Below are 12,428 nucleotides of genomic sequence, written 5' to 3'. Positions count from 1 at the left end.
GACGATAAAAATACCGTCCGTTTTTATTGCAATATTTGCAACTCCCTTGCATTTTTTTCATCCCACAAAATCCCCCGTCATCCTCTCTCGTACCATTTTTCTCATCAACCCCTATATATTTATCTCATTAGGTTTCACCGGGTTGAATACGGAATACAAGATACTTTCCAACTACGGAGGAGAGTTGGATATCGGCTTCATCGCCCGAAAAAACGAAAATCCGCCATACGGGGAAATCGACGAACGCATCAGGGCTGCCAAAACGTTGAAAACCGGCGACAGCTTGGACATCATCGAAGACGGCGGCGGCAATTACCTTTTCTGTGCCAACAATATACCGGTTGCCAAAACCGCCAAGAATTTTAAAGAAAAAATCCCCAAACATGCCCGTGCCGCCGTTGCCGCTGTCGGTATCCTCTACCGGGAAGATATCGGTGAAGCGTATATCGCACAATATCGGGAAAACATTCCGGCATGGGCGGTCGTCATCCCCGTACTGATGATTCCTCAGGAACCGTAAACCTTACATAAAAATGCCGTCTGAAGGCACGGAGCGTGCTTCAGACGGCATCGGGGAAACGCAAAGGCTTCGGACGGGATTCCTGCCGCTTTATTTCAACGCCGCATCATAACCGCCGTCTTCTACGGCTTCAATCAACGCACCTGCATCGGTTTGCGCGGGGTCATATCCGACGGTTGCACTTTTGTTTTCAAGGCTGACTTCGACGCTTGCCACGCCTTTGACGCTTTCCAGTATCCGAGTAACGCTTTTAACGCAGCCGCCGCAGCTCATGCCGCCGATGTCGAGGATAAGGGTTTCCATAATTTTCCTTTCGTTGGAACTGCAATCTGACAAACGTTATTGTAGGACGGTTCGCAGACTCGGGCAAACGCTGAAACTGCACGGCAGGTTTGGAAAAAGACGGCCGCTTGCGCCATAATGACAACACTGCCCATCAGGACGACAACAATGAACGCTTCACACAAACCCTGGTTGAGCGTCGTTGCCTTGGCAATCGGCGCATTCATTTTCAACACGACGGAATTTATCCCCATCGCACTTTTGAGCGACATCGGACAAAGCTTCGGCATGGCGGCGACTGAAACAGGCATAATGATTACGGTTTACGCATGGATTGTCGCGCTGACTTCGCTGCCGCTCATGCTGCTGACGCGCCATATGGAAAGGCGCGGCCTGCTGCTGGTACTGTTTGCGCTGTTTACCGTCAGCCACATCCTGTCGTTTGCCTCGTGGCGGTTTGAAATCCTGCTCGCCAGCCGCGTGGGGATTGCGCTGACGCACGCAGTGTTCTGGTCCATTACGGCTTCGCTGGCAGTACGCATCGCCCCCGCCGGAAAAGGAAATCAGGCTTTAGGCCTGCTCAGTACGGGAACGGTGATGGCGATGGTGGCGGGGATTCCGCTCGGACGCATGGTCGGACAATATTTGGGCTGGCAGGCCAGTTTCCTGCTGATCGGCCTGTGTTCGGCGGCGGTTATGGCGGTCCTTGCCAAAAGCCTGCCTCCCCTGCCGAGTGTGAATACAGGTTCTTTAAGCAGCCTGCCCCTGCTTTTGAAACGGAAAAAACTGATGTTGCTGTATGCGATGACGGTACTGGTCATCACGGCGCACTTTACCGCATACAGCTACATCGAGCCGTTCGTCATCCAAATCGGCGGTTTCTCCGCCCGGCAGGTTACCATGGTTCTGGGTCTGTACGGTCTGGCGGGCTTTGCCGCGTCTTACCTGTTCGGCAAATGGTTTGCCAAACATCCGCGCGCATTTTTGGCGGGAGCGGTATCAGTCATCGCTTTGTCCTCAGGGCTCTTGCTGCCTTTGGTGCATTTGCCCGCCGCTATTTATGCGCTGGTGTTCGTATGGGGGACGGCGATTGTGGTCGTCAGTCTGGGGATGGTTTCCAAAGTTTTAGATTTCGCCTCCGATGCCGCAGACCTTGCCAACTCGATTTATTCGGGACTTTACAACGTCGGTATCGGCGGCGGCGCACTGTTGGGACATTGGGTAACGCAATATGCCGGCATTTCCCGTATCGGCATCGCCGGTATGTTTGCGGCGGCGGCCGGGCTGTGGCTGTGCCTGAACTTGAACCGCCATATTCGAACCTGACCCGCTATGCCGTCTGAAATATTTCTGCCCTTCAGACGGCATTCCGATTGAAGAAATATCCACCCCTGATAAAATAATCGATTTTCCGCGTCTTAACGCATGCTTTCCGCCCCAAGGATGGTTTATGCCCCTACTGTCTATCGAATTTGCACTGTTCTTTATCGCTTTCCTGCCGCTTTACTGGTGTATGGCGAAACACCCGTCCGTCCAAAACCTGTTGCTTCTGGCTGCCGGTATGGGCTGGCTCTACCATATCAGCCCCGTATTTGCGGCAATCGTCGTCCTCTATTCCTCATGCGTGTACCTTTTGGGCGAACTGCTCCGTTCCAATCGTGAGGGTACGCGCCGTTTCTGGCTGGGGTTCGGCATTGCCGTCTCGCTGACCGTCTTGGGATTTTTCAAATATTTCGACTTTTTCCGTCCGCTGATTGCACAATATGCGGGTAAGGGCGGCGCAATCGACATCCTGATGCCGCTGGGGCTTTCCTATTACACTTTCCAGTCGCTCGCCTATCTGGTTTACTGCTTCCGCTCCCCGCACGCCGCGCGTTTCGAGTGGCACGAGCTACTGCTGCACCTGAGTTTTTTCCCCACCGTTACCTCCGGCCCGATTATCCGCGCCGCCGCATTCAAAAGCGCAGACGGCGAGCAGGCAGGCGCATTGGCGCAAATCCGTACCCGCCAACCGCGCTCACCCGTCCGCCCCGCACTCGCCGTTTCCCTGATTCTGCTGGGTATTGCCAAAAAATGGTGGCTGGCGGGGATGCTGGCGGAAAACTGGGTATCGCCCGTATTTGAAAATCCCGCCCAATTCGACGGCTGGGGGGTATTGGGCGGCGTGTACGGCTATACCTTCCAACTCTTCCTGGACTTTTCCGGATATTCCGATTTGGTTATCGGCATGGCAATGCTGCTGGGCTTCCGACTGCCCAAAAACTTCTCCGCACCGCTTCGTGCCACGAATATCCGTGCATTTTGGGACAAATGGCACATCAGCCTTTCCACCTGGATACGCGACTACATCTACATCCCGTTGGGCGGCAGCAAAAAAGGCTTTTTACGGACACAGCTCAACCTGATGGCGGCAATGGTACTCTCAGGCATCTGGCACGGCTACGGCTGGAACTTCCTCATTTGGGGCGCGCTGCACGGCACGGCACTGGTGCTGCTCAACACGGGCGACCGGTATTTCGGACGCGACGCGCTATGCCGTCTGAAATACCTCGCACCGCTCTCATGGCTCATCACCTTCCATTTTGTCTGCCTGACCTTCGTCGTCTTCAATACCGCAAACCCCGACGATGCAGGCGCAGTTTTCAGTGCCCTCTTTGCCAATGCCAACGGCTGGAATGCGCCGCAACAGGCAGACATGCTGCTGCTTGCCTCGTTTCCATCCGTCATGCTGCTCTACCCTTACCTGCAACGCGCTTTCGACGGTATAGTCGGAGGTTTGGAAAAAATCCCGATGTGGCTGTGGTTTATCCCCGTTTCCGCCGTCCTGCTGCTGATTATCGTATTGGCCCCCTCAGGGATTCCCGGCTTTATTTATGCTAATTTCTAACAGGCGGAAACATGAAACACTTTCTTTCCCTTTTCACTTCCATATTGATGTCTGCCCTGATTGCCGCATGGTTCAGCCAAAATCCGATCAATGCCTACTGGCAGCAGACCTACCACCGCAACAGCCCGCTAGAACGGCTTGCCGCCTACGGATGGTGGCAAACCGGTGCAGAGTTGCAAGAAAATGCCTACGCCTTTTCAGACGGCATCAAAACATTCCTGTCCGGCGAAACGCCGCCGACGGCTCAAGACGGCGGTTCGGCAGATATGCCGCCTGAAGCCGCCGCATCCGAAGCCGCCCTTCAAACCGGCGAAATCCAAGAATGGAAACAGGACACCGACACCGCCGCCGTCCGAACCGGGGACAAAGTCTTTTTCGCCGGCGATTCGCTGATGCAGGGTGTTGCACCCTTCGTGCAAAAAAACCTGAAACAACAATACGGCATCGAATCCGTCAACCTCAGCAAACAAAGCACGGGGCTTTCCTATCCCAAATTCTTCGACTGGCCGAAAACGATTGAAGAAACCCTGCAAAAACATCCCGAAATCAGCGTATTGGCCGTATTCCTCGGCCCGAACGACCCGTGGGACTTCCCCGTAGGCAAGCAATACCTCAAATTCGCTTCCGACGAATGGGCGCAAGAATACCTGAAACGCGTCGATCGCATCCTTGAAGCCGCACACACGCACCACGTCCAAGTCGTCTGGCTCGGTATCCCCTATATGAAAAAAGCCAAGCTCGACGGGCAGATGCGCTACCTCGACAAACTGCTTTCGGAACACCTGGAAGGCAAAATCATCCTGATTCCCACCGCACACACCCTGAGCGGCGGGGAAGACCGCTACACCGACTCCGTCAACGTCAACGGCAAATCCGTCCGCTACCGCAGTAAAGACGGCATACACTTTACCGCCGAAGGACAAAAACTGCTGGCGGAAAAAATAATGGAAAAACTCACTTTTACACCAGGCCGACAACCATGAACCTCAGACACTTCATCACATTTTTCGCCCTGTTCGCCGCAACCCAGGCAAACGCCCTACCCGTTGCCTCCGTCAGCCTCGACACCATTACCGTTTCCCCGTCCGCGCCCTACACCGGCGAAGACGGCCTCTTGACCGATTACAGCAACGCCGCCGCCTCTCCTTGGATGAAAAAACTCCAATCCGTCGCACAAGGAGGCGGTGCAACCTTCCGCATCCTGCAAATCGGCGACTCGCATACCGCCGGCGACTTCTTTACCGACACCCTGCGCAAACGCCTGCAAAAAACATGGGGCGACGGCGGCATAGGCTGGGTTTACCCCGCCAACGTCAAAGGGCAGCGCATGGCGGCCGTCCGTTACAGCGGCAACTGGCAAAGCCTCACCAGCAGGAACAATACCGGAGACTTCCCGCTCGGCGGCATCCTTGCCCGGACGGGCGACAACGGCAGCATGACCCTGACCGCATCCGACGGCCAGACCGGCAAACAGCGCATTTCCCTGTTTGCCAAACCCCTGCTCGCCGAACAAACCCTGACCGTCAACGGCAACACCGTCTCCGCCAACAGCGGCGGCTGGCAGGTACTGGATACGGGCGCGGCACTCCCCCTGACCATACAGACCGAAATGCCGTGGAACATCGGATTTATCAATATCGAAAACCCTGCCGGCGGCATTACCGTTTCCGCCATGGGCATTAACGGCGCACAATTGACCCATTGGTCGAAATGGCGTGCCGACCGTATGAACGACCTTGCCCAAACCGGTGCCGATCTAGTCATCCTTGCCTACGGTACCAACGAAGCCTTCGGCGACAACATCGACATTGCCGACACCGAACAGAAATGGCTGGATACCGTCCGCCAAATCCGCGACAGCCTGCCTGCCGCCGGCATCCTCATCATCGGCGCACCCGAATCCCTGAAAAACACGCTCGGCGTATGCGGCACACGCCCCGTCCGCCTGACCGAAGTCCAACAGATGCAGCGGCGTGTCGCCCGGCAGGGACAAACCATGTTCTGGTCTTGGCAAAATGCCATGGGCGGCATATGCAGCATGAAAAACTGGCTCAACCACGGATGGGCCGCCAAAGACGGCGTACACTTTTCCGCCAAAGGCTACCAACGGTCGGCGGAAATGCTCGCCGACAACTTGGAAGAACTTGTCCGTTCCGCACACGCAAAACCGTAAACCCAATACTTTCAGACGGCATGAAAAATACAGATTCCGTCTGAAAACACTGTAAATAGAAAACATCAAGGAAACAATATGATTATTAAAGATTCTGATAATCGGGAAAATGATTTATCGGAATTAAACCGGCTGCTTGAATTGCCACAGCTGTCCCAAGAGCAGAAAAATCAGATTCAGAGAGAAATCCGCAACATCCAGTCTGGATTAAAAGGAGAAAAAGAAGCCGCTTATCAAATCAACTTCCTCTATGGAAACAACAAAAATTGGGCAGTCATTCATGATTTACGCTTAGAGTTGGAAGGACATTCCACGCAGATTGATCACTTATTAATCAACCGTTTCTTAGAGATCTATGTTTGCGAAAGCAAACGGTTTGGTGAAGGTATTGCCATTAATGAATATGGGGAATTTTCGGCATTTTACCAAGGTAAACCCTATGGCATCGCTTCACCTATCGAACAAAACAACCGTCACCAGTTGTTTTTGTCCAGACTGTTCAGAAGCGACGAAATCGAACTGCCCGTCAGAATGGGGCTGAAAATGAAGCCCTCCCTGCACAGTCTGATTTTGGTTGCAAACTCTGCCATTATCCATAGACCCAAGAAAAGTCAAAATCCGAAAGAGTTGGAAAGAATTATCAAGAATGAGCAATTGAAAAAACGGATTGACAAAGATATTGATGAAATCAGCCCATCTGCCTTTCTGCATCAAATGGCTTCCATGTCAAAAATTGTATCCACAGACACAGTTATGGACTTAGCTCAAAAACTGGTCAAACTTCATAAACCGTTACAAATTAATTGGAAGGCACGCTTTGGTATTGTTGAGCCAGAAAACACCCCTGAAACAAACCCTAAAGATGAAACACAGCCCGTACCCGCTCAACGTTTGTTCTGCTGCTCATGCCATAAAACCGTTTCCGAGAATGTGGCTAAGTTTTGCTGGCAGAATAAAGTAAAATTCAACGGAAAAGTCTATTGTTTCACTTGTCAGAAAACTGTCGGACAAAAATAGTGTTTCAGACGGCATCAGATAGAAAGCACAACCATGTACCGCTACATCCTCCACCGCCTATTGCTCTTAATCCCCACGCTGTTGGGGATTTTGGCGATTACTTTTGCCGTTATCCAATTCGTGCCGGGCGGGCCGGTGGAGCAGATGGTGCAGCAGTTGACGCATGGTGCGGTCAGCGGCGAGACGGCGAACGCGGCGGCAGGTGGTATGATGAAAAACGGCAACCGCATCAGCCCGGAAGATTTGGCGGCGTTAAATGCGCTGTACGGTTTCGACAAGCCGCCGCTGACGCGGTTTGCGGATATGGTGTGGCGGTTTGCCCGTTTTGATTTGGGCGAGAGTTTTTTCCATCATGAAACCGTGTTCGAGCTGGTCAAACAGAAAATGCCGGTGTCGATGAGTTTGGGTTTGTGGACGTTTTTCCTGACTTATCTGATTTGTATCCCGTTGGGCATTGCCAAGGCGGTGCTCGACGGCAGCCGTTTTGATGCGGTAACGGGGATGGTGGTGCTGGTCGGTTATACCATACCGCCGTTTGTGTTGGGTTTGGTGCTGCTGGTGTTGTTCGGCGGCGGCAGCTTTTTTGCGTGGTTTCCGCAGGGCGGTTTGGTCGGCGACGATTTCGACACGTTGTCGTGGGCGGGTAAAATCAAAGATTATCTGTGGCACATGGCGCTGCCGATTACGGCTTCAGTAGCAGGCAATCTGGCGGTGATGACCATCCTGACAAAAAACGTGTTTCTCGAAGAAATCCGCCGCCAATATGTCTATACCGCCCGCGCCAAAGGTTTGCCGGAAAAACAGATTTTGTGGAAACACGTTTTCCGCAACGCGATGATTCCACTGATTACCGGCTTCCCCACCGCCTTTATCGGCGCGTTTTTCACCGGCAGCCTGCTGATTGAAACCTTGTTCTCGCTCGACGGGCTGGGGCTGCTTTCCTACGAGGCGGTGATGAAGCGCGATTATCCGGTGGTGATGGGGACGCTGTATGTGTTCACGCTGATGGGTTTACTGGCGAAATTGGTATCGGATATTTCTTATTCGTGGGTCGATCCGCGCATTCATTTCGGCGGACAGAAATAGGCCGTCTGAAAAATATGTTTCCGAATCATGACTGATAAACCTTTCCAAACCATGAAAACACACACCTCAAACCCCACATGGCAGGCTTTCAAGCAACACAAACGCGGCTGGTTCGCGTTGCGGGTTTTAGCCGTTTTGTTCGCCGTCGCGCTGCTTGCGCCTTTGTGGAGCAACGATAAGCCCTTGTGGATACATTATCAGGGCGAATATTATTTTCCGCTGGTAAACGAATACAACGAAACCGTGTTCGGCGGCGATTTTGATACGCCTGCGGACTATTTGGATCCGCTTATCCGCCGCAATATTACTTCAGACGGCAATTACGCCGTTTATCTGCCCAATCCCTACGATGCCGATACGCTCAATGATTTTGACACCCAACCCGATCCGGCAATGCCGTCTGAAAGGCACTTGCTCGGCACGGACGACCGAGGCCGTGATGTCTTGGCGCGTTTGATTTACGGATTCCGCGATTCCCTGCTGTTTGCCCTTGCATTGACCTTTGTAACGACCGTCATCGGCGTAATTACCGGTGCGGTTCAGGGTTATTTCGGAGGTAAGACCGACCTTTTGATGCAGCGTTTTATCGAAATCTGGGGCGGGATGCCGGAACTTTATCTGCTGATTATCCTGTCTTCGTTTTTTAATCCCAATTTGCTGATTTTGCTGGTATTGCTATCGTTGTTCGGCTGGATGGGGTTGTCGGACTACGTCCGTGCCGAATTTTTGAAAAACCGGCAGGCGGATTACGTTTTGGCGGCGCGTTCGATGGGTGTGGGCAACCGCGCGATTATGTGGCGGCACATCCTGCCCAACAGCCTCACACCTGTATTGGCGTTCCTGCCTTTCCGCATCTCCGGCGCGGTGCTTGCGCTGACCAGCTTGGATTTCCTCGGTTTGGGCGTTCCCGCGTCGCAGGCAAGCTTGGGCGAACTTCTGTCTCAGGGCAAGGACAACTTAGACGCTTGGTGGATAGGCTTGTCTACTGTCGGCATGCTGACTATCATGCTGCTTTTGCTGGTAACGATAGGCGAAGGCCTGCGGCAGGCGTTTGACGTGCGCGCAAGGGGATAGTATAAGCACGGAGCCTTTGCGGGCGTACATCAATGCGCGACCCGTGCCTTCAGGAGTTTCAGACGACCTCTATAATATTTTACCCACTTCATTTTTAAAGAATTTCAATGAATCAAACAAACAACACCAACTTCTACGAAATGCTGACCGCTGCCTGCCGTAAAAACGGCAACGGCACGGCAGTGTTCAACGACAAAGAAAAAACCACTTACGATGCGCTCAAGCGGGAAGTCGATGCCGTAGCGGCGTATCTGCAAAATATGGGCGTCAAATTCGGCGACAAAGTCGCTTTGGCGGTATCCAATTCGCCGGAATTTATCAGTGCCTATTTTGCCATCTCCGCCATCGGCGCAGTTGCCGTACCGATGAATACGTTTTTGAAAAACAACGAATACGCGTATATTTTGAACGACTGCAAAGCGCGGTTCATGTTTGCTTCGGCAGGTTTGCAGAAAGAATTGAAGGGGCTGAAAAAACAGACCCGCGTCGAGAAAATCATTTGGATAGATGAGGCAAAAGCGGCAGACGAAGCCGATGTGCGTTTTGAAGAAGCGCGCCGTTTTTCGGGTACGCCCGATTTGAGCCACCAGCCGAAAATCAATGATTTGGCGCATATTATTTACACTTCCGGCACGACAGGCCACCCCAAAGGCGCATTAATCAGCTATGGCAACCTGTTTTCCAACCTTGAAGGCATCGAGCGCATCTTTAAGATTACCAAACGCGACCGCTTTGTTGTTTTTCTGCCAATGTTCCACAGCTTTACGCTGACGGCCATGGTATTGCTGCCGATTTATATGGCGTGTTCGATTATTTTGGTGAAATCCGTTTTCCCGTTTTCCAACGTTTTGAAACAGGTTTTGCTCAAACGCGCGACCGTGTTTTTGGGTGTGCCCGCGATTTACACCGCCATGAGCAAAGCGAAAATCCCTTGGTATTTCAGATGGTTCAACCGCGTCCGTCTGTTTATCAGCGGCGGCGCGCCTTTGGCGGAACAAACCATCCTTGATTTTAAAGCGAAGTTCCCGCGTGCCAAGCTTTTGGAAGGCTACGGCTTGAGCGAATGCTCGCCTGTCGTCGCCGTCAACACGCCCGAAAGGCAGAAAGCCCGCAGCGTCGGCATCGCCTTGCCCGGATTGGAAGTCAAAGCCGTCAACGACGAATTGGTCGAAGTACCGACGGGCGAAGTAGGCGAACTCATCGTCAAGGGCGGTTCTGTCATGCAGGGCTACCTGAATATGCGCGATGCCACGGACGAAGCCATCGTCAACGGCTGGCTGAAAACAGGCGATTTTGTCACGATAGACGAAGACGGCTTCATCTTTATCGTCGACCGCAAAAAAGACCTGATTATTTCCAAAGGGCAAAACGTTTATCCGCGCGAAATCGAAGAGGCAATTTACAAACTCGACGCCGTCGAAGCCGCTGCCGTCATCGGCGTGAAAGACCAATACGCTGATGAAGAAATCATCGCCTTTATCCAGCTCAAAGAAGGGGCCGAACTGGATGAAGCCACCGTCCGCAACCATGTACGCGCACAATTGGCAAATTTCAAAGTTCCCAAACAGATTTACTTCAAAGACGAGCTGCCGCGCAACGCCACAGGCAAGGTTCTGAAACGGGTATTGAAAGAACAGTTCGAGCAAGGGAAATGAAAAATACCGCCTAAAGGCAAGGGGCATACGGATACCGCTCCGTTTTTTATATCGGAGACAACATCTTACCTGCCCCTTATGCTGGCAAATACCGCTTCCATCATTTTGGCAAACCTCCTTTTCAGACGGCATCCGATATGACCCGCCCCATCCTTGAGATTAAAAACCTAAACGCCTTTTTCCCCGGCAAGCAAGTCCTGCACGATGTCAGCCTGACCGTACAGACCGGCAGGAAACTGGCATTGGTCGGCGAGAGCGGCAGCGGTAAAACCGTGTTGGCGCAGGGCATTATGCGGCTGAATCCGCTGGTGTCGTTTGAAGGTCGTTTGAAATTCAACGGCAACGATTTGCTAATCCAATCCGAACGCGCCCTACAAAAGCTGCGCGGGCGGGAAATCGGTATGGTGTTTCAAGAGCCGATGACCGCGCTCAACCCCGTGATGCGCGTCGGCGCGCAGATTGCCGAAGTGCTGACCCTGCATCTGGGTTTGGACAAAAAACAGGCATGGGCGAGGGCGGTCGAACTCTTGGCGGAAACCGGCATCCGCGAGCCGGAGCAGAAAGCCTTTGCCTATCCCTTCCAGCTTTCCGGCGGGCAGCGGCAGCGGGCGATGATTGCAATGGCGGTTGCCGCCGAACCCAAACTCCTGATTGCCGACGAACCGACCACCGCCTTGGATGTCGCCGTACAGGCTCAGATTCTCGATTTGTTGGCGCGTTTGCAGCAGGCGCACAACATGACCATGTTCTACATCACCCACGACCTGAACCTTGTCCGCCGCTTTGCAGACGACGTTGCCGTGATGCGCGGTGGACGCATTGTCGAAACGGGTGCAGCGGCGGAAGTGTTCGCCCGTCCGCAACACGAATACACGAAAATGCTGTTGAACGCCGGCGCCGCGCGCAAGGTCGTCCCTTTGGCGGACAACCCTGCCACCGTCTTGCAGGCGGAGCAGCTTTCCGTTGCCGTCAAAGAAACGGCGGGCTGGTTCAAAAAACGCAGCAAAACCTTGCTGGAGCCGGTGTCCTTCGATTTGAAAGCGGGCGAAACGCTAGGCATCATCGGCGAGAGCGGCTGCGGCAAAACCACGCTGGCAAAAGCCGTCATGCATCTTATTGACGCGGAAGGTCGTCTGAAAATCAACGGCGAAGCCTGGACACGCGAATCGAGGCGCGACATCCAAATGGTGTTTCAAGACCCGTTCGGCGCATTCAACCCGCGCATGAACGTCTTTAATATCGTTTCCGAAGCCTTGCGCGTCCATGAACCCGATTTGTCCCATGCAGAAATGCGGCAGCGCGTGCAAGACGTATTGCAGCAGGTCGGTCTGCCCGAAGACGCGCTCGAACGCTATCCGCACGCCTTTTCCGGCGGACAACGCCAGCGGCTCGCCATCGCCCGCGCCATCATCGTCCGCCCGAAAATCCTCGTGTTGGACGAACCCACCAGCGCGCTCGACGTACAATGGCAGCAACAGATTCTGGAGCTGCTCGCCGATTTGCAGAAAAAACACGGTCTCAGCCTCATCATCATCAGCCACGACCTTGCCGTCATCCGCGCCCTGTCGCATCGCGTGATGGTGTTGAAAGACGGAAAAATCGTCGAAGAGGGCGGCTGTGAAACCGTATTTGCCAATCCTTCCAGCGATTATACGCGCCATCTGATGAAGTTCCAGCATATATTAGATTAGCAAACCCCTCTTATTAGGGTCTACTGGAAATCAATACGGTATA

Annotated in this window: 11 protein-coding genes; 10 read left to right on the top strand and 1 reads right to left on the bottom strand. The window is 53.3% G+C overall.

All coding sequences use genetic code 11. The annotated features are described in order from the left end of the window. Window positions 1-142: 142 nt before the first annotated feature. On the top strand, window positions 143-520 hold the full coding sequence (locus DQM57_RS03380; protein ID WP_231992130.1) for a hypothetical protein: 378 nt from the start codon (window positions 143-145) through the stop codon (window positions 518-520). 90 nt (window positions 521-610) lie between these two features. On the opposite strand, the gene DQM57_RS03375 is transcribed toward DQM57_RS03380, so the two are convergent. Then, window positions 611-823 (bottom strand): heavy-metal-associated domain-containing protein, encoded by a 213-nt coding sequence (locus DQM57_RS03375; RefSeq protein WP_002232550.1) that lies wholly within the window; start codon window positions 821-823, stop codon window positions 611-613. 147 nt (window positions 824-970) lie between these two features. Between DQM57_RS03375 and DQM57_RS03370 the strand changes: the two genes are divergently transcribed. The 9 genes from DQM57_RS03370 to DQM57_RS03330 all read left to right on the top strand — a co-directional run bounded on the left by DQM57_RS03370 (window position 971) and on the right by DQM57_RS03330 (window position 12,385). Beyond that, window positions 971-2,128, top strand: coding sequence for a sugar transporter (locus tag DQM57_RS03370; protein WP_039854836.1), 1,158 nt, complete (start codon window positions 971-973; stop codon window positions 2,126-2,128). A gap of 124 nt (window positions 2,129-2,252) precedes the next feature. Continuing rightward, window positions 2,253-3,689: an MBOAT family O-acyltransferase gene (locus tag DQM57_RS03365; protein ID WP_111726860.1), complete on the top strand. Its 1,437-nt coding sequence runs from the start codon at window positions 2,253-2,255 to the stop codon at window positions 3,687-3,689. An 11-nt stretch (window positions 3,690-3,700) separates the two neighbouring features. Beyond that, window positions 3,701-4,672, top strand: a complete 972-nt coding sequence (gene patB / locus DQM57_RS03360; RefSeq protein ID WP_111726858.1) for a peptidoglycan O-acetyltransferase PatB — start codon at window positions 3,701-3,703, stop codon at window positions 4,670-4,672. Further along, on the top strand, window positions 4,669-5,862 hold the full coding sequence (locus DQM57_RS03355) for an SGNH/GDSL hydrolase family protein (RefSeq protein WP_111726856.1): 1,194 nt from the start codon (window positions 4,669-4,671) through the stop codon (window positions 5,860-5,862). The genes patB and DQM57_RS03355 overlap by 4 nt, the downstream gene beginning before the upstream one ends. 78 nt (window positions 5,863-5,940) lie before the next feature. Continuing rightward, window positions 5,941-6,879 (top strand): nuclease-related domain-containing protein, encoded by a 939-nt coding sequence (locus DQM57_RS03350; protein ID WP_111726854.1) that lies wholly within the window; start codon window positions 5,941-5,943, stop codon window positions 6,877-6,879. Between the two features lie 33 nt (window positions 6,880-6,912). After that, on the top strand, window positions 6,913-7,965 hold the full coding sequence (locus tag DQM57_RS03345; protein WP_111726852.1) for an ABC transporter permease subunit: 1,053 nt from the start codon (window positions 6,913-6,915) through the stop codon (window positions 7,963-7,965). A gap of 27 nt (window positions 7,966-7,992) precedes the next feature. Beyond that, window positions 7,993-9,039, top strand: a complete 1,047-nt coding sequence (locus DQM57_RS03340; protein ID WP_111726850.1) for an ABC transporter permease — start codon at window positions 7,993-7,995, stop codon at window positions 9,037-9,039. 107 nt (window positions 9,040-9,146) lie between these two features. After that, entirely contained in the window at window positions 9,147-10,694 is a 1,548-nt protein-coding gene (locus DQM57_RS03335) for a fatty acid--CoA ligase (protein WP_111726848.1), read from the top strand. A gap of 137 nt (window positions 10,695-10,831) precedes the next feature. Continuing rightward, window positions 10,832-12,385, top strand: a complete 1,554-nt coding sequence (locus DQM57_RS03330; protein ID WP_111726846.1) for an ABC transporter ATP-binding protein — start codon at window positions 10,832-10,834, stop codon at window positions 12,383-12,385. Window positions 12,386-12,428: the final 43 nt, after the last annotated feature.

Origin of the sequence: Neisseria cinerea, from assembly GCF_900475315.1 — a bacterium.
Classification (GTDB): Bacteria; Pseudomonadota; Gammaproteobacteria; order Burkholderiales; family Neisseriaceae; genus Neisseria; species Neisseria cinerea.
Note: the sequence above shows the minus strand (reverse complement) of the source record. Positions and strands in the feature narration are given on the sequence as shown.